We start from the raw sequence: 19577 nt of genomic DNA, 5'->3' as shown, positions 1-19577 counted from the left end.
GCGTTGCTATTTCACGGAATCGAGAAATCGCGATGGTGTGCCCGACCACGTTATCAGCAATTGATCCCGAGCCCTGGTGCAGCCGACATATAAGAGGCTAAGTTCTCGCTCCTCGGTCAAGCGCTTCTCGTCTGGCTCGCTCGAAAGGTTCAAGGCAGCCTGAAGAGGGGTTTGGAGGTCGTCGCATGCGACGATTGCGACTGCTCGAAATTCGAGGCCCTTGGCGGAATGAAGCGTGCCCAAGATGACCTTGCCGTCTTCATGGGTCTTGTCTGGAGCGAGCCAGGTACCCCCAATGCCGACGCGTTCCAGGGCGGGGCCGGCCCGTTCTTGAAGCGCCCGCCTTGTGCGCGCAAAGATGGCGATTTCACCAGGGGCGACCCCGAGTTGCTGTAGGCCGCCCAACCATTCGGCCAGGACCTCTACTTCTCCGACAAGGTCGTTCGCGCCTTTCAAATCCGGCTTGGGGCCGTGCAACAACGAGACAGCCGCGCGCTCTTCCGGCTCTCCATCCACCTCGGTCAAGCGAGCCGGCAGGAGGTGGTCCGAGAACAGGCGTATTTCGGCAGTCGTTCGATAGTTGACCTTGAGACGGTGAGAGCGCCCGCGAACGTCGATGCCGGCGCTGAGCCAGGAGAAGGGCCAACGGAAAATTCGCTGACCGACATCGCCGGCAAATGTCAACGGACGAGAAGCGGCCGGTGCAAGAGCGGCGATCAATCTCAATTCGCGCGGACCGAGGTCTTGGGCTTCATCCACCACGACATGCGTGAATGGCCGCGTCTCGTCCTGTTCGATCCTCGATCGCAAAAGATCGCAGACTTCGCCGAACGTATACAATTCGTTTGCCGCCAGTTGCCGTTGCACACGCTCGAAGACGTCCCACAATTTGCGACGAAGAGCAGCGTTCATAGCCGTACCGCGGCCGGTGCGGACGATCACCTTGTACGCGTCAAAGGTTTTTATGCCCCAATAGTCGATAATCGCATCCCATTCGGTCCTTATGAAGCCGTTCGTGATGGTTGAATCCAGATCGCGCCGGGCAAGTTCAATGAAACCGTCGATCGTGCGATCGTCGGCAATCGTCAGCGGCTTCAATCTGGAGGCATGACGATGGGCGTAAGCATGAAGGTGGATGACTTCGACTCTCTGGCGCGCTTCTGATGAGGATCCCAGCAACGTATCCATTCCCTCGGATAGTCTCTCCGACAAGATTTTCGAGAATGTCGTCAGCAGGATTCTTCCCGAGGCGGTGTTGCGCGCAAGGTGCGCGGCGCGATGCATGGCAACAACGCTCTTTCCCGTTCCGGCCGATCCGGATATTCGTGCCGGTCCGTTTACGCTCCTTTCCACGGCAGCTCGCTGGGAGGGGTGGAGAAAAACCAGCCACTCCGCCCACGGCTTCTCGAGCGCTTGTGCGACCATCTGTTCGTCGCTGGCAACCCAGAAGCGCCGTTGAGCATCGGGATGCGTGAACGGGTCAGCGTCGATATTGATCTGCAGAACCGGACGCGGCTCGGGGCGCTCACCGGTCGCGATTGCCATTAGAGCTTCCTGTGCTTCTTCTGGTAGTCGTGGCAGCAGCTCGAGCAACCCGTCTTCGTCGACCTGGAGCAACAGCTCAAGATAGGTTTCGGGCACCCCGAGCGAGAGCAGGTAATCTCGCCCCTCATGCGCAAATATGCCGCGCCGTGCGGGCTCAGGCGTAATGGTCCTGATTTCCTCACGAACGATTTCGACCAGTTCGACGATCTGCGCAGCGCCGGTGACGGGATGCACCTCGAACCGCCGCCGTTCTGCCCAGGAATATGCATCGTCGTGATGGGCAACATAACAGAACACCGACTTCTGGCTGTGCTTATATACGACGATCCGCAAGTCGCGGTTGACCCTGATTGTCCAAAATCCCTTCTCCCGCGCCTTGTCTACGCGATGCAACGACAAGCCAGGTCGAGATGGGTCCGACATATAGTCGAAAATGATGGTCTTGGTGGCCGTCTGCTCGGCGTTGGTAAGCCGATTTAGACTGCGATGAAATGTGTTCGCGAGCTCAAGCACAGTTATGCGCTTCCCACATTGTTAGTCGTTGCGCTGCCGTATCAAGCCCAGGCAAGGTTCGCTCAGGCAAAAGCTCGGTGGACTAAAGCAATCCAACGATGGCAGAGCAAGTGCTCCGCAGACAGATCTGTGGCGACGCACCCCTGCAGCCGGAGCGGGCGCGCGGTCCTGACCCGTTGAGACGCTGCCGCACCTTTCGGTCATTCGGACGACGAAATGGCTTCACCTTCATGGACTGACCCTCTTAGTATTCCGGCCTGAACAAAAGCTGTTGGACGCCTCTCGGGAGTGGGCTCCGCAGGCTCTAAACGAATTTGCAGGTCATTGAGAACGTCGGCGCCTATTCCGTCGCCAGCGAGCCTGGCAAGATACTCCAGTAGATCGTCCTGTCGCGGCTGACCGAATGCGAGCCGGTAGACGGTCAAACTTTGCTTGAGCCATTCGAGCCGAGTGACCTCCCGGCTGAACGGCAGCATCGGGACACGCCGTTCGATGCGGACAGCCCCCTCATAGATCCAATACGGGACGATATCGGAATGAGCGTCGTCTTCCGACCTTGCCCGCTCGAACATGAAACGCCATGGATCGAGTGGAGCCGAACCGCTGCCCCTTACGGCTGCGACCTGACGTTCGGCAAGGTTCAATCGGACCGCATGATTCTTGAAACGATGGATGCGCCCCTCACGCTGCTCCAGGTCGACCGGATTGCCTGGCAAATTCCAATGGTAGACACGATAGCAATAAGGATGGAAATCGAGACCTTCCTGTCCAACTGACGTCGTAGCCAGGACGAAGGGCTTGAAGGGCGAATTGAAAGCTTCACGCACCCCACTCAGTCGCGCCACGGTGCCTTCTTCGTCACGATAGTCAGCAAGTCGCATCGCGAACCGGCCGCGCATTTGGAACTTGGTCAACTTGACTTGTTCGCCATCGAGCCGAACATCGTCGACGTCGATCTGCGAAGGCCGCACCGACAACGCCGACGCCATCGCTCGCGCTACGCCCAGCGCCCTTTCCTCGGGCCCGAGTGCGCTCAATCCCTCCGCATCAATCAGATAATGCGCATACTCGTCGAGGACCGCCTGAAGATTGTGATCAACGCCATAGGTCAGGACGCGATGCCAATACCGATCCTCAGTGCCGCGGCGAAGCAGAGCGATGGCATCGGGCTGATTGAACAGCGTTCGGAACGCCCAGGCAATTTCCGCGGCGGCCCGCAACAGAATTGGGTGGTCCCACTGGAGCTCGGGCGCTATCCGTCGCAAGGCGCGCAGGCTACAAATGGCCGGACTTCCCAGCGCCACGTCGACCAGCAAGTCCAACTGGTCGCTCGCGACGCCGGTGAAATCGCCTCTCGTCGTCGCTGCAGCGAGCTCGGCAACATGCTCGCGGAAGCCGTCTTCGCTCGCCAATCCGACGAAGCCGTCCGACGCCGAGAGCCATGCTTCGAGCGAAGAGCCAAGCAGCCGATCGATCATTGCGGGAGCAGCCCATTCCGGAATGGGTGCTCCACCGTCTTTACTGGCCGACTGTTCGAGCGCGACCAGTGCGGGCCGAAGTCGTTCCGCAATGGCCTCTCGCATGGCCTCTTTGGACAAACGCTCTTGTCTTTCCGCGAAGACGCCGAGCGGATCGGCCAATTCGGCAAGTTGTGGACTGGGATAGATCAACAACAGCGCCCGAAGACCGGCCAGCCTGCCTTGATCCTGCCGAAACTGTAGCGGCCGCAACCTGTTTTGCTCGAAATATCGTCTCCCGGATGCTCCGACCCCCATTCGTCGCTCAGCTTCATAGGACAGGAGTGCCGCTAAGACGTCCGGCACCATCGACCACGACGAGAAGACCAGCGATTTCGTCGGCGGAGGGTTCGACTGTGCGGACCCGTAATATGGCATGGACGCCGGTATCCATAGGTTCTCTGCGGAACTCGAGCTGAAAACATCCTCTATGATGGCTCTCATTCGTCCGTTGGCGGGGTCGAGAGGCTCATAAGCATCAAGTGCCTCGCGGCTCAGCATGGCTGGTCGGGCGAATGCGAGAGCATCGCGCAGGGCAGCCGATGGTTTCGCAGCCTGTTCCGCAAGAAGGCGCTTCAAGCTGTATTCGCGCATGAAATTCAGAAGATAAGGCGCGGACTTCCAGTACTCGACGATTTCCGGAGCGTCCAGAACGCGCGCAATGTTCGAAACCGCAGCGGCTTGCGCCAGGTCCGTCGGCGCGATCGTGAGCGACATCTGCAGCTCTTCGACCATCGAGTCGCGGTCCTTCGTGCTTCCAACGCGCTCGGTCCGGACGATGACGCGCCGAAGGCGCTGCTCGATCCGGGCGCGCGCTTCGATCGCCGCGCTTTGCGAGGCGGGCAGCGCTTGCAGCATCGTTCGGAACGTCCGCATTTCCCGCGCGAGCTCCGCGGCCACGATCGGTCCTCTGTCGCGACCATAGAGAAAGCCCAGCGTTTCGAGAAAATCCGCGTAATGGTTGCCCTCATCGGGGGCATCGCCGGCCAGGGTCAGCATGCGGTAAGGCGTGGCCGACAACAGCAGCGTCCTGGCGGCATGACCGTTCGGGTCAGAATAATCGAAAAGCTCCCGAGCGAGCATGGCCGCATCGGAGTCTCCATGGAGAAGATCGCGGAAACGCTGAAACTCATCCATGATGATGAGATCGGGCTGGAGTGCATCGACGCAGGCGTGCGAGAGCCGGGCGCGCAGTTTTGCCACCAGCGCGTTGCGTGGCTGAGTCATTTCGAGGGGATACTCTTGCCGCCGGCGCGGAAACATGTCGCAGAGACGCTCCAGCTCCGCGAAGAGTTCGCTATCCCCGGTCACCTTTTCCCGGAAGCGCTCGATGATGCGAGCGTCCACGCCCTTCAAGCTCATGTTGTCGACGGCACTGTCCCAACCGTCGTTGCCTGCAGTGACCTGGAGCAGATTACGAAGTCCGCGCGGGCGTGACACAGCGTCAGCGAGCAGGCGGAACAGCAAGGCTCGTTCTTGGGCGATGCCTGTGGAAGATCTAAGATCGAAAGTCGTTCCCGGCGTCAGGCTTATGAAATTGACCTTGTTCGAGTCCAATCCTCCACAGGTCGAGCTCGCTCCAGCCTCGCTGCGCAGTTGCAGCGGTATTAAAGTCATCCGTGTCGGCAGGGACAATTCTCGACGGCCGAGGACATTCAGCCGGTTAATGTTCTGTGCGGCAATCGCCTGGTTCGAACAGATGTAGAGAATGTCGATCCGTTCCGTTGTGTCCCAGAGATGTTCGATCATTCGAGCGATGACGCCCCGGGCGACCATCGTCTTGCCGAGCCCGACCTCGTCTGCGACCAAAAACTGTAACGCGGGATCGGTCTCGCTGTAGAGGCGCTCGAAGACATAATCGACGGTGCGTCGCTGGAATATCTTGAGCGGCGCCAATGCAGATGCCGCCCGAAAACGCTCGGTCGTCATGACTATTCCTCTACAACATGCGCTTGGGACTTGTTCTGCAAAGCAAGCCGGAATGTTTGCCAAACAGCGTGGAAATCCGCAGGTATCGGGCTTTCGGAGCCGGCATCGGTCTCTTCCAACCGCTCGACCAAACGCTCGATCCGATCAAGGCGATCCTCTCTTCCGCAGAAAGCGCGCACCATCTCCTCCAGCAGAGGCGAGTCGTCCTCGCTCGAGCGCCAGCCTCCGTGCCCCTCGTTCTTCTGTACGGCCAAGGCGGCCGCGAAGGGATCGCCGAACTCGGCAAGAAGCAGGCGAAGGTAGCGAAAGAAGGCATCCTTGTTGTGAATGATCGAGCGCAAGATCGCTGCATTTCGTCCGATTGGCAGCCCTTCCAGAACCAAGCCGGTTGCAAAAAGCAGCGCCACGCCGGTCTCACGATCGAAAACATGGAACGCCAAAAAGCGAGTGATATCGATCAGGGGCATCGCTCCGAGATCGACGGCTTCTCCATGTCTCAAATTCTCAAGGGCGTCCTTCTGGTGAGTTTCGCCCCGGGTGATCGGCCATATGCGAAGTTCGCCAACGGAGGCCAGCGCCAGAGGCTTGGCCGGCTGCACGGCGACCTCCCAAAGATCGGCAGCTTCGCCTTCCGAGCTGGATCGCCTGCAGACCAGCTTCAATCCACCAGTGCATATTTCGCGACGCGCTTCGTCGAGCCTTGCCTCGGCATCCCGTTGTGCTCCGTCTTCATCCTTGCACTCTTCAGGCACGAAGGGACGCGTAAGCCTGCCGAACCCTTTGTCGCCAAATATTTCCTCGATACTCCCCACCTGCGATCGCCTGCCGTTGAGCGTCGCAAAGAGCTCGACGTTGCGACCCGTGATCAGGGCTGGACGGGTCGCATTTCCCGAGCCGACCGTGACCTCGGTATCCCAACCCCGTTCGACGACGAAGACCTTCGCGTGCAATCCTTGCAAGCTGGCGGCATCGGGTTCTTCTCCATCCTCGGTCGCCGCGACCTCCTCCATCACCGCAACCTGGCCGAACCGATCCAACAGGTCACGCGGCAAGCGGCCGAGCTCGTCCGAGCGACCGATCAGGAGGGGGGCTTGCGCGCCGGCACGGTCGGCAAGCATGGACAATGCGTCCTCGTCACAAAAAGGAGAGATGATACCCAGCCGGGCACCAGGGTCGGGTTGCCACGGTTTGCCGCCGAAGCCGTTAGCGGCGAACGAGACCCGCTCGAAAGGCTCCGGCAAAATCCAGTCCGCTCGGCGAATATCTTCGGCCAAGCCGGCCGCCAGTTCGGTTGCGCCAGGTGGCAGGTCAGCGATTGAAAGTTTCGGAAGACGCCGAATGAAATCGGCAAGCGGGCGGTTCGCGGCTTGGGGCTTTTTGGCAACCACCCCATCAAGCGTCAGCGCGACATCCCAGGAGCGATCCCGCGTGAGATTTCGAGACATCACCAGCAAGCGGACGCACACCGGCTGATCGTCGTCGGTGGGTCTGAAGCGAAGAGCCCACATCTTAGGATGAAAGGTTCCGCCCTTTGGCGCCGCGACCTCGACGATGATCTTCTCGAGTAGTGAGCAGAGCCGCGAGTGCGGGCGGGTCTGAACCTGGATATGTCCGCTATCCGCAAAGACCAATAGCCGCCCCGCCATACGCTCGGCGCCCTCCAGAAGGGCCAGGGGGTGATCCAGAATTTCGTCGCGGCTCTCAGCCGCGAAGAGGGCCAGGCTCACCGGGACTGCCAGAGCCGTTTCGAAATCGAGCGAGAAAGTCGTGGCGACGGCCGCATCGAGCGCATATCCCACGGGCGGCTGCAGGCCTGCTCCGTAAAGCGTTCGATGGTCGGGATCGAGGCTGGTCTTACCGGGCATCGATGAGATCCTTGAGGTGAGACCTTGTCTGGCTCCAACGGAACGTGAGGCGGTTCACGCCGGAAGCGCCGCTCCAGCGATCCCTCACGGAACGATTGACATACCTCGACTGCGTGGTCTTCAGCTGGCGCTCGCGCATTTCCACGAGCCGTCGCGCCGCCGGTAGAGTTGCGTTCTGGGGTGTGCCATCTGCTACAAGCTCGAGCCACTCGGTGACGAAACGCTTCGCGGCCGGCTTGATGCTGTGACCGGGATGCTTCACGGCATCCCAAAATTCGCCCAGCGACCAGCCACGTGCAAGCGTTGGGCCGACCTCTTCGCTCCAATTGGCTATTCGCCTGCGATATTCTTCGGCCCAGTCATCCCGCCCACGGAGTTCGCTGAGAGTTAGATTGTAGAGCAGGGCCGCCCCGTGCATGATCTGCGAAAAGATTTCGCCATGGCGAACCAGGCGACGCGCAAATTCGGGAAATTCAGCAAGGCGCGGGTGAGCCCAAATGTAGTCGCAGTCGACCTCCATCGCTTCGCGGGCGAGAAAAGCGATCAACGATCCCGCTTGAGCGTTCACGAGGCGATCGATGATGAACTGCGCTTCCTCGGCAGTGAGATGGAACGTGGTTTTTTGCAACAGATCGGCCGGCGCCTCCGGCAATGTGCGCACCCAGACCGCATCGACGGCCCCGCTCTGGGTGAGTTCATTCGGATCGACCGGCGAGCGTCTTCGTTTGCGGGCAGGTAAAGAAGCGAACAAGCTGTCAGCGGAGCCCGGAAAGGTTCGAATGCGCCAAGCACCGAGGCCGGACCAATAGACCGAACTGGGCAGTCGCTGGAGGCGGGCGCCGGCGTCTCTGCCGATGATTCCATATTGCTCACCACCCGCTTTGAGCGCGTCCGCAAGCCGAATTTCCAATTCGCGAGCCTCGCTGCGCAGTTGAGCTTCGGCAGCATCGCGGCTCTCGAGCATGCGCATGATCCAGGGCACGAAAAGCATATAGCGCAGCCGCGTTTGAATCGTGCTTGTCCCGGGAAAGAGATGGTCGGCGATCGAGTCGCGTATGCTCCCGAGCCCCAGTTCGTCCCGTCCCTCACGTTCGTCCAGAAGAGCCATAATGCGGAGGGCTCGCTGCCGCTCCGCTTCGTCAAAATCGATCCAGGCAAGAGATGACATCCGACCTCCTGGCACCGCTCCGAATTCATGGAGGGTTAGCCCTACGCAATCTGGGTGGGCGCCGCGAATAGAAATTTGTATAATTCTTAAGGGCCGTGCCGATAGCACGTGCGATACAGCGATAATGTCAGATAGTCGCGCATACAAGGTGTCTTTCGTCGAGGTGAGGGCTGAAGCAGCGATCGGAGCGTGTGCGGCAAATATCGCTGCCAAATATATCCGACAAAATCTGCTCGTCGGACCGCAGTTAGATGTAGAGGTAGCCCAGCGCGCGATCTCCTGTGCTTTACGCCAAGACAAACTCGAGCCCAGTAACCCTAAACCGTCCGTCTCGTACCAATCCCCTTCGCAGGAGGCACGTCCTCGACTTGCGAAGAATTGCACAGAGCAACTGATTGGAGGTGGGCGGTAACATTCTTCAGTGGGACTTTCGTGCTTGGTATGGCCGCCTATCGCTTCGGCTCAGTTGCGGGCCTATCGGCGGCTTTGGCGACCAGATAGGTGGCGTGGCTCACAGACAGCATGACGGCCATCGTCGCGCCGACGATCGGCAGACCAGGAACGAGCACACCCAGGCTTTGGATCGCGAGCAGGATTTCCGGCGTTGGTAAGTTGCGGAAAGACGCAAAAATGGCGTGGCCGTACGTTACGAGCAGTCCAGCCGTGATCAGCACCATTTGTACCCGCGAAATGTCAATGCGGTCCGTGTTGCCAGCGTCTTCTCCGAGGAACCAGTCGGCGATCGAGGCGCTACGTTGGTCACTGCGGCTCTCGGTCGGCGTTTTGAAGAAGCCGATCTTGTCTGTCTCCCGCTTGGCATTCTCGATACCAAAGTCTGCCTCTGGTACCGAGCCCTTTAAATCTTTGATCCAAGCCGAAAGCATCGTCGTCGACAGCGTTATGCCAAGCACCGCCCAGATTCCCGATGGAATCTCAGGAAAAAATCCATACTTGATCGCAGCCGGCCCGGCATCGTTGGTCGCAGGCAGGAAATATCGCATCTGTTCGGCGACCAGCCCTGCATTGAAAATCGCAATCGCAACCACGCTGGTCAGCACCAGTATGGTCCAGAACGTCACCTGGGCCAGCGCGAGCGAATACCGGTTCTGGGGGCTGATCAGCACACCGAGCGGCGTTCCCGTGACGCCGCGGCCAAGCCCGACCAGCACCATGATGACGCCCACGATCATAAATGCAGTGGGCATACCGAGCGAAACGTTCTCGGCGGCATTGGTCGGAAGGTGCCAACCGAGCAGGAAAGAGAATATTGATCGAAGGTGGGTGCCGACATTTTTGCCGAACCAGCCGTCCTCCTGAATCTGAATCACCAGATGTTCGGAAGAGAATGCGAGTGCGGAGCCAAGTATAGTCATGCAATTGAGACTGTTGGCTCGATCGTCGCCCTCCAGCGGATCGAGGTTTTTCTGGCTCTTTCTCGCCGCGACCTCTTTGCTGGCACGCTCGGTCAGCAGCTTGACGCATTGCGGACCGACAACGGACCCAAAGGTATTGAGTTTAGCGCTGCGCAGAGCGTCGGCGTTCTTCTGCGCCTCTTCGCTTCTCGTCACCAGTACGCCGGCGGCGTCATACTTGGCTTCCTCCGCGGTCAGGCAATAGGCCGCGGCGGCCCCGGAGGTACCCTCCGGACAGTTCGGTAACGGAGGGCGGCCGGCGACGTTGACGAATTTGTCGATATAGCCCGGCTGGCGATTGCTCATCAGATCGTAGGCCTGACTGAAGCTGATCGCGGTCCACAGCAGATTGAAACTCGCGAGGAAAAACAGCGCACCGCCAGCAAGTCCTATTCCCCAGTTTGGGCTCTGATACCAGCGTCGTGTGCTTTTCGGCCTAAGAACGCCGAAGCCGGTATAGCCTGATACATAGGGAAGTTCGTCCTTGGCTGGGGTGGTGTTGGATTCGAACAACCGATAGGTGCGTGCGTCCCGGCCAGAGCCCGCGACAAAATCACCGCCATGGGTCGTGCCGGTTTCGGAAATCCATGCAACGGACTGTGGCGGCGCACGATCGCGCGGCGGCAGGCCGCTTTCGTTGATTTCCCAGAGAACCGCACGGTTCGGCAATGCCACGTCCGGTGGACCCCAGGTGTCGGCCTCGACAGCATTCACCGTCGAAGTCAGGGCGCTGTATGCAGCGACAGCCTGCGTCTCGTCGGTGCGTGGCGCCGGTTTGCGCGCAAAGCCATTGTCGAGGCCGTGTCGCTTGGCCGCGGCGGCCAGCTTGGCGATGACTGCCTCCAGTCGAGCGAGCGTCTGATCGCTGCGGTCCTTGGCTGCAAGTCCCGAGATCTCTCCCCACACGATCGCCAGTAAATCCTGATCGGCCACATCCGCCCCCGTTTGGCCCGTCGCAACATTCTAAAAGTGAAATCTTTGAAACAAAGCTTGGCAATGCGCCATCATTTATGATTGGATGGCAACATACAACCAAAAATTGTTGGCATATTTCGCCAACTCAAAGCCGACGCGGGGGCGTGGATGGCGGCGAGTATTATTTTATTTTCGAGAACCCAGGGCGATCTGACGGTCGAGGGCCTTACCCCGAACGATCCATTCCTGATCGAGGAAATCTCAATCAAGGCAGCACAGGCCACGGGCAGGATCAAGCTCAGTGGCGCAATCAAGATTCCGTCGCACGCCGGCACCGGAGGTTCGCGCGAATCCTATTTCGTGGCTGGCGGGAAGCTGAAGACCTGGAACGAAATCCAGGCCGACATCAAAAAGCTCCGGGATGCGGCCGATTTTACCGCGGCTGTTCTGGTTGAAGCTGCACGCAGCGAACTTTTGGCCGAGCTTTCGAAGCCCGTCGATCTATCTGCCGGTGGTGCTTACCTCGGTGTCAGCAGCTTGCCACTTTCGGCTGGAGCAACCTTCAGCGCCAATCTTAGCCTTGATCTCGTTGCGCTTGATTCCGGGCCGAACGATGATCCGTTCCTGACCGCGACACTTTCGGGAAGTGGTCAGGTGTTGACGGTCGGCGGCCAGGCTGATGCCGACATTCGGTTCGAATTGACCGTGACGCGCGACGATGTCGCCAACGCCATCAAGATGCTGCCTTCGATATCGATCCATCCGTTGCCGAACTTTCCGGCGCTCGACCTGCATTGGCCAAGGATCAAATGGCCGCAATTGGACTGGCCCTCGCTTGATCTCAGCGGACTGGCAAAGCTGCTCCGGTTCGATCTGCCGATCCCAAAGTCGCCGGTGCGCGTCGATTGGGACAAGGATGCCAATGGCACGTCTGCCCTGAGCCTGAAATTCAATGTCGATGCCCAGCGGCGGCTTTCTGTCGGCACCGCATCACCCTGCAACGGCAAGCTGATCTACGACGACGGCACCAACGCGCCGCCGGCAATCGCCGACATCGCCGGATTTTCGTTCACGCTGGCGATCGGCGGCAATCTCGCGGTTGCAGGCATCCTCACGCCGCAGGCAGTGACTCCCAAACTCCCGGCCACCGTGATCGATCAACCGGACCTGCTGACGTTCAAGATCGAATTCTCGGCGTCGACACTCACCATTCGGGCCCCCTCAGTGAATTTGTCGCAGCCGCAAGCTGCCGCGCTGGGCATCACCGCGACGCTCGATTTCCCGCGCATCGTCATTCGTGCCAAGAACGATCCGGCACTGCTGATTGCATTTCACGCCGCCTACGAGCAAAGCGTCGAGACCAGCGGCAAGACGTCAGGCCAATTGACGACCCTCGAGATCGTCGAACCCTATCCCGTCAAGCTGGTCACGGTTGCGGCGCAGAAAGCGGAAGACGTCGCAAAGCAACTGATTCGGTTCGCTTCCGCAATCCGTATGCCGGACAGCAGCTTTCCGGACCTCTCCGACCTCGGCAAGGTGCTGGATCGTATCGCCGACATGGTGGCTGCAGCCGTGCGCTGGCTCACGCATCAGGGCGGCTCGGTACGCAACCCGTTGCTCGGGGTCGCCGAGGCGGTCGGCGAGGTTCTCGCCAGACTGGTCGGGATGCTGCGCGACGCGATCAAGAAGATCGGGACCGGACCGGGGATTGCCCCGCCGCATCTGATGATCGAAGTACGCCTTGACGCGCGAACCTACGCGTTGCGGCAGATCGTTATCACGCCGGCGTGGGGCAGCTTGCCCACTACCGAAGTCTTTTCCGGGGAGGGGCTTGGCCTTAGCCTCGATGTCAAGGTGCCGTTGGTTTGGCAGCCATTGGTCGTCATCGATCTGGATGGACCGCCATCCGTAGCGCTGCTGATTGCGCCGCCCGACGTTGCCGCTGGCACGGGGCCATCCGCGACAATTGGGACGGACCTGTGGCTGGGGCACGATTCCGGTATGGAGGCCGTTCGCGACACCGATCTCCAGGGTAAGCGAGATGCCAAGCGGCTGATCCAGGCCGACATCAGGTTCACGAGCGTTGGTGCGATCGCGCTTATCCGCCTGGTCGACGGAGCGGTGCATTTCCTGCAAGCCTGCGACGCGCAGGTGAGCACGACGCCGATTAAGCTTCCGCCGGGGACCGGTTTGCCGCCGAACCTGACGGTCGCAACCATTTCAGGCGACATCACCTACAAGGGGGCGTTGAATTGGGGGAACGTCGACGCCACCGTTTCAGCGCAGACGGACCGGCTGCTGCCGTTCCTGCAGTCGTCGCAGAGTACCGATTCGGCCGGCCCGATGGGGGTCCTGAACTCAATCGGCCAGTACATCAAGGTTTCTTCGGCCCCCAGCAGCGTCAACTCGACAAGAGACGGCAAATTCGACCTACCGGTCCATGTCACGCTCAAGATCAATGATGCGAACGTCGATTTCGACCTGCACGTCAACATCGACATCAAGGATTTCAGCGTGCGCCTGTCGGGCGCGGACAAGATCGCGATTTTCGGCGATGCAAATCACACCGCCTTCAGCCTGCTCGGGCTCGACGGCAACATCGTCCTGGTCAAGCCCGGTGGCAACTGGCCGGCTGGCAAGTTTCCGTTCTTCAACCTTGATTTTTCAAGCGGCGACGCGCGGTTGTCGCTGGCGCCTGAAGCGCGGCTCGATCTCGCCTATGGCAAGGTCGCGAGCGGTGGCCGGGGTATCGTGTTTCATGTCGACGGTCTTGGCATCTCGCGCAGCGGGCTTGATCTCGATGCCAAGGTCGATCGCGATACGCCGGTGCAGCTGGCGGGGGTCGACATGCCCTTCAGGTTCGACAGCGGCGGTCTTTCGATCAAGCACGGACAGATTCAGGCCTTCTCGATCAAGGGATCGGGCCAGTTGCCGCCCGAACTGGTCGGCGAAGCCAACGCGACGGTCTCGATCTCGATGGGACGAGGCAGCGACGGCTCGCTGATCGTGCAGAGTGCGGAAGCCAAGCTCGACAAGGCCGGCGACCCGATCGTCTGCCATTCGACGCGGTTCGTGCTGACTATTTCCGCGCTCGGTTTCGAATTCCAGAACTTCGCAAGCGAGGGCGGCGGTTATCAATTCTATTTCACCTTGACCGGAACCGCCGAATTCCGCCCGGGGGAGGGCGAGTTCACCGACGGGCTTTTGAAATATCTCGGCAGCATCACCATCACGCTCGACAAGGCGCCGCTGGCGCGCGACTCGTCGATGCTGCTGCGCGCCATCAGCTTCCAGGTCGCAGTGGTCCCGCCGAAGCAGGTCAACTTCTTCAACCTGTTCAGTTTTGAACTGCGCGGCATCGGCTTTCACCCGTCTTCGCCGGCGTTCGGCGGCAAGCCCGCCTTGTCGATTTCCGGCCAGGTCAATTTCGTCGAGTCCGGCGACATCGTCAGCCCCAGATTCGATTTTCACGAACTATGGATCGCGCCGCCGAAGCAGGGCCAGTCCTTGCCGCAGATTCGCTTCGACGGGCTTACCCTTGGCATCAGGTTCGGAGGTGCGGCGTCGATCGAAGGGACGGCGATTGCGGTGGACGGGTCGCTGCCGAGCCTCTACGCGCCCGGCGCGCTGCCGACCGACGTCACCGTCAACGGATTCCTCGCTTCCGGCAAGCTTTCGATCAAGGGCTGGGGAGCGATGGCGGCGGCCATGGGCTTCCTCGAGCTCAGAAAGGACGGCGGCGATCTGCGCCGCGCCTTCTTCCTGTATGCCGAGGCCGACGATCTCTCGATCGAAATCCCGACTCCGATCGGGTCGATCTATTTGCGCGAGGTCGGCTTCGGCTTCGGCTACCGCTTTACGATCGCCGCGTTCAATCGCGCGGACAAGGTGACAAGCGTCAAGGATCTGATCAAGGTTCTTGACGACATCTCGAAGTATCAGGGCAATCTGGCGTCGATCAAATCATGGGAGCCGGAGGCGGAAGGCAACCGCGTGACGCTTGCCTTGCGCGGCCTGATCACGATCGAGAGCGCATCCGGCGAGACCGACTATGACGCCGATGCCGAGAAGGATCTCCCGAACCCGATCCTGTTCGACATCGTCGTCGCCCTGCGCAGCGACTTCACGTTCTTCCTGAACGCGCGGGTCTGGATCGCGCGCAACTATGCCGACTGGCATGATTCCAGCGTCAATGATTTCTGGCGCAACAACCCGACGCTGCGGGGCTACGTCTATCTTTCTGTGCCGCGCAAGGAATTCCTTGGACGGCTCATCGCCGACGGGACCGGCGATGTCGACGGCAAGCACCCGGAACTGCCGGCGCCGCTGGTCAAGGCGATGAAAGGCATTCGATGGTCGGCGACGACCTACATCCGGCCCGGCCTGTTTCACCAGGAGTTCGGCTGGCCGTATGAGCTCGGCTTCACGTTCGAGGAGAAGCAGGGCGGCGGCAGTTTCCAGATCGTCTGCTCGGGCGGGATGATCAATCGCATCGAGGACGGCGCGATGCTGTGGGGCATCGCCTTCCGCGCCAAGGGGTATGCGCAGTTCGGTGGCCAGGTCGGCGGCCGCTCATTCGGCGCGTCGGCGGTCGCGCGCGCCGATTTCTCGATCGATGCGAAGTTCATCGCCTATATTTCGGTCAAGCGCTTCAGCGACACGCTATTCTATGGCTCGATCTCGTTCGATGTCTCGATCGGACTGCAGGTTCGCATCTGGCTCGAATTCAGCGTCGGCTTTACCGACATTCATCTCGAAGTCGGCTTCTCGATCTCCTTGACGATCTCGATCGCGCTGGAGGCCGCGGCCACCCCGAACAGCATTTCGGCCCGCGGATCGGCGTCGGTGGGCGTCGGCGCTTTCGGCCGGCATATTCGCCTGGGTGTCGGATTCGCCGTCAACCCGGGGCGGCTCGACGAGGCCCGCGCCCGCGTCGAGCGCTTCATGCAGCTCGGTCTCACGACGTCGATGCCGGACGCCGAACAGGCGGTTGCGCCGCCGGCTCCCGAATTGCCGCGCGGTCCGCGCGCCGGCAGCGCCGACCAGGCCGCCGACACGGCGCTCGACAAGCATGACGCGCTCAACGCCAACGATCCGCCGATGCCGACCGTGCCCGGACAGGCCGCGCCAGTCCCGCAGGGGCGCCCGCTGCAGCCAACCGCATATTGGGCAATGCTGTTCCCGGTGGCCGGCAATCCGCAAGGGGCGGAAGAAGAATTCGTGATGATCTTCGTCCCGCGGGATCACACCGAGACGGGACTGACGAGTGACCAATTGCCGAAGAACAGGGGCGGCGAGGCCTTCTGCAGCTTCTATCCACCGCCGGTTCAACTCGATTCCTTGGTCAATGCAACTCCCGCGGCACTGAGCCTGGTGACGCGTGTTGCCCAGGGTGTGCCGCAGATACCCACGCCGCTGACCATCCAAAGGCTCGACCTGACCCGGGGCGAACAGCCCATCATCTTCGGCGCCGCCCCGATCGACCTGACATACAACACGGACTGGACGGTCGCCGTTTCCGGGTCCGACAAGATGGATCTCGGAATCTTTCTGTCACAGTGCTTCATCCGAAAGCCGAGCACGGCCTCGCCGCCGCCAAGAGTCCCTGGTCTTGCCGACCTCGCCGAGCCGCTGGATACGCAAATCAAGGCCGATCCGGAAAGGCTTCCGAACACGCGTGAAGCCGCCGCCCAGGTGCTGACCGATGCCGGCCGCGATCAGATGGCGCTCGGCATCGAGCTTCGCGCGGCCAACGACATCGAGGAACGCCGGTCTGCCGCGATCGCAGCGCTGTGCGATTCTGCGGCCAAACTTGCGGCGGGAGGCCGCGGTTCGTGGAAGCTCGCCGCAGCTGCGGTGGGACTGGACATCCGCACGCTCGGCGCGGTCTTTGTCGTGACGAGGGCCGACCTCGACGTTCTGTTCAAGTCGTCGCCTGACGGGACTCCGCGCGTTGGAAACTTCAATATCGCTGCCGCGGCGAGCTCCATCCCGTCGTTTGAGGGGAACGTCCATCTGTTCAATTCGCCGGAGCGGATGTTCTGCGAGCGCGGGCCGCGGCTGGCCGAGCCGGTCGTCGAGGCGACGCCCAACGGCATTCGGCTCGACTGGGATCTCGAGCCGCCGTTCGATAGGTCGAGCGGCGTCTGGTTCGATCCCGAATTCGACCTGAAGCATTATCGCATCGAGCGCATCGTCACGCCGCCGGACGGCCTGAGCAGTCTGTCGAAGCCGATGCGCACCACGACCAAGGCCGCGGCGCCGATGCGCCTGGTACGCGATCCCGTCAGCGGGGGTTTCGTGTGGCGCTTTGTGCGGCCCAACGCCCAGTTCGTCGACGACCTGTCCGATCTCCCCGATGCGATGCGCCGCGCCATCCTGCCGCCGACCGCGGTGCCGGACACGGCGCCAGCCGGGCCGACCTCGGCGGGCCAGATTCCGCAGCCACCCTACGTGCTGCGCTATACCGTGGTGGCGGTCGATACCGCCGGCACCGATGGCGCCCCCACGCCGTTGGTTCTGCAGACCCGCCAGGTCCTGCAGCCGCGACAGGGCGTCCGCCGCGCGGTATTGCATTTCGAATACCGAGCCAAATCGGCGGACGCGGCCATGGTCGACGTTACGTCGCCGTCCATCAAACCAGCATTCACGCTCGGGATCGACGACGGCATCGACAATCTCAAGGATCGCGCCGTCCTGAAGGAGAACCGCAGTTACCGGTTGCGCGTGCGCATCGAGCAGTCGGTGCCGATCGGCCTTTATGGATCGGACGCGGTCAGCGACGCGAAGGCACGGCCGTCGGCGGCCGATTTCGCCCTCAAGCGGCCAGGCGATCCGGACGATTTCATCATCACGTTGAACAAGGGTTCGATCGCGGTTCCCGGCGGAAATCCGACGCCGCTCCTGCAGCCCAATTTCGACGACCCGATATTGGTCAATCGATCGGCCCAGGTGGGTTACTCGATCGACGATATGCAAGGGTTTTTGCGGGTGATCGGCGCTGACCGGAGTCCCCGTGATCGGCTCGACAACGGCCCGATCGGCGTTCGCTTTGCGATTCAGCCGGTGCAGGCGGCGGGCGAGGATGAGCCGCTGTGGTGTCCGATGGATACGTCGATCCTGATCGATATCGATGGTTCGACGGACAAACTGCCTGCGGTGGCCGCGCCAGTCGAAGTGTTCGAGCATCCGGTCAGGATCGATTCGGCGCCGCTGCTCTCTGAAGACATTGACGGCGATGCCGGCCGCGTCGTCGTGCTGCATCCGGCGGTGAAGGCCGACGCGACGCTGGCGCCGGCAACACTTTCGCAACTTATCGGCCGGCCGGCCAAGGACAGCCCGGAGAGCCCGCTGCAACGCTTGCGTGACGCCGCGCGCAGGGTCGGGACGCGCGTGCAGTGGAATGCAAGGCCTGCCGCAATTGAAACGGAGCTCGCTGACCGCAGTGCCAGGCGGAACGCGTCGTACTTCGGCGGCTACGATATTTTCGAGCTCGATGCCGCCGGTGAGGCGGAGGGGGCGACCGGCGCGCCCACGGCATTGGCGCTGCATTATCCGTTCAGCAAATCGGTGGTCGATGCCGATCCCGGCAACGCGTTGCGCTACAACGACAAGGTCGATCCCGACGACGAGACGGCCGGCGCGATCTATGTCGGCGGCGACCAGATGTTCGAGCTGGATGCGCTGAACGAGTCCGGCGCGGTTGCGAACGGACGGATACGGCTGATTTCGGCGGACGATCCCGCCAAGGCGTTGACCCTGGATCTGAAGGTTTACGTTCGCGCCCGCGGCTATCGGAAACTGATGGTCACGCATCGCGGCAGCGGAGCGGTTCCGTTCGTCGACGGCAAGCAGGTCGTTCTGTTCCTGACCTGTGATCCGCCGGCCAAGCCGGTGGCGCGGGTCCAGGCGCTGCCCGCCTCACTGGCGCAACTCGATCCCGCGGAGATCGTCGATTTCGCCAAGGTCGAGGCGCATTATCCGAGCGAGACGCTGCGGCTGATCGCGGCGGGCGGCGGAGGGCAGAGCGGCGGACGGCTGAGCGGCGGACGGCAGAGCAGTTGGTATTCGCCAGCCGAGTCGTTCCTGGTCTGGCCGAACCGCACCTTGCGCCGTTCGCTGTCGATCAATGTCGACGAGCCAATCCTGACCGAAATGCTGTCGAACGGTCGCCCGGAACGCATCTCCGTGCAGTTGAAGATCACGGACACGCTCAACGGCATGGTCCTTCATCCGATCGGCGGGCCGGATTCGGTCGATCGGTTCGCAAAATACGGTTACGACGAAGTGCTCGAACCGGGCCTGATGGCGCCGAACGGAGGAAAATGGACCGCAGGTCTCTTACGCGAATTTCTGCAAGGCCTGGAGTGGGATTCTTACGCTGCGAATGTGCGCGCGGCGTTTGCCGAGGATCCCGATCAGTTCCACAAGGCGACCATCACGCTCCGCGCGCTGAAGCCGTCCGGAACGGCGGGCGTTCCCGACATCGAGCTGGCCAGTGCGCAGTGGAGCATCGACCTCGATCCGCCGCTCCATCCCGTACTCGCCGACGTCATCGACTTCGCCAGATACGCGCAAGCGCCCGCGGGCGTGCGGCAATATCCGTCGTTGACGCTGGACGAGGGCGAAATGGCGCGGCTGGCGACGTGGCTTGCCGATCCGAACACCAACTTCGGATCGTCTGCCCGATTCTCGATCACCGGCTGGCCCGCCC

General features: G+C 61.3%; 6 protein-coding genes. 1 reads left to right on the top strand and 5 read right to left on the bottom strand.

The genetic code is table 11. The annotated features are described in order from the left end of the window. Nucleotides 1-6 precede the first annotated feature (6 nt). The 5 genes from AC1VNY_RS25835 to AC1VNY_RS25815 all read right to left on the bottom strand — a co-directional run bounded on the left by AC1VNY_RS25835 (nt 7) and on the right by AC1VNY_RS25815 (nt 10882). Entirely contained in the window at nt 7-2058 is a 2052-nt protein-coding gene (locus AC1VNY_RS25835; protein WP_482407302.1) for a UvrD-helicase domain-containing protein, read from the bottom strand. Nucleotides 2059-2258: 200 nt separating this feature from the next. Further along, entirely contained in the window at nt 2259-5504 is a 3246-nt protein-coding gene (locus AC1VNY_RS25830) for a helicase-related protein (RefSeq protein ID WP_482407301.1), read from the bottom strand. A 2-nt stretch (nt 5505-5506) separates the two neighbouring features. Beyond that, nucleotides 5507-7369 (bottom strand): phospholipase D family protein, encoded by a 1863-nt coding sequence (locus AC1VNY_RS25825; protein WP_482407300.1) that lies wholly within the window; start codon nt 7367-7369, stop codon nt 5507-5509. Continuing rightward, complete coding sequence (locus tag AC1VNY_RS25820; protein ID WP_482407299.1) at nt 7359-8537, bottom strand: DUF6361 family protein; 1179 nt, start codon at nt 8535-8537, stop codon at nt 7359-7361. Before AC1VNY_RS25820 ends, AC1VNY_RS25825 begins: the two co-directional genes overlap by 11 nt. Before the next feature lie 449 nt (nt 8538-8986). After that, nucleotides 8987-10882: a hypothetical protein gene (locus AC1VNY_RS25815; protein ID WP_482407298.1), complete on the bottom strand. Its 1896-nt coding sequence runs from the start codon at nt 10880-10882 to the stop codon at nt 8987-8989. Nucleotides 10883-11032: 150 nt separating this feature from the next. Here AC1VNY_RS25815 and AC1VNY_RS25810 point away from each other — a divergent pair. Next, a partial coding sequence (locus AC1VNY_RS25810; RefSeq protein ID WP_482407297.1) for a hypothetical protein occupies nt 11033-19577 on the top strand: 8545 nt, incomplete at its 3' end.

The sequence above is a fragment of the Bradyrhizobium ferriligni genome, from assembly GCF_056837965.1.
The sequence above is the reverse complement of the archived record's forward strand: the minus strand, read 5'-3'. Positions and strand labels throughout refer to the sequence as shown.

What these genes read in the sequence shown, in the direction of transcription:
- AC1VNY_RS25830 (WP_482407301.1), bottom strand. Translation starts at nt 5,504, where the DNA reads ATGACGACCGAGCGTTTTCGGGCGGCATCTGCATTGGCGCCGCTCAAG.
- AC1VNY_RS25825 (WP_482407300.1), bottom strand. Translation starts at nt 7,369, where the DNA reads ATGCCCGGTAAGACCAGCCTCGATCCCGACCATCGAACGCTTTACGGA.
- AC1VNY_RS25820 (WP_482407299.1), bottom strand. Translation starts at nt 8,537, where the DNA reads ATGTCATCTCTTGCCTGGATCGATTTTGACGAAGCGGAGCGGCAGCGA.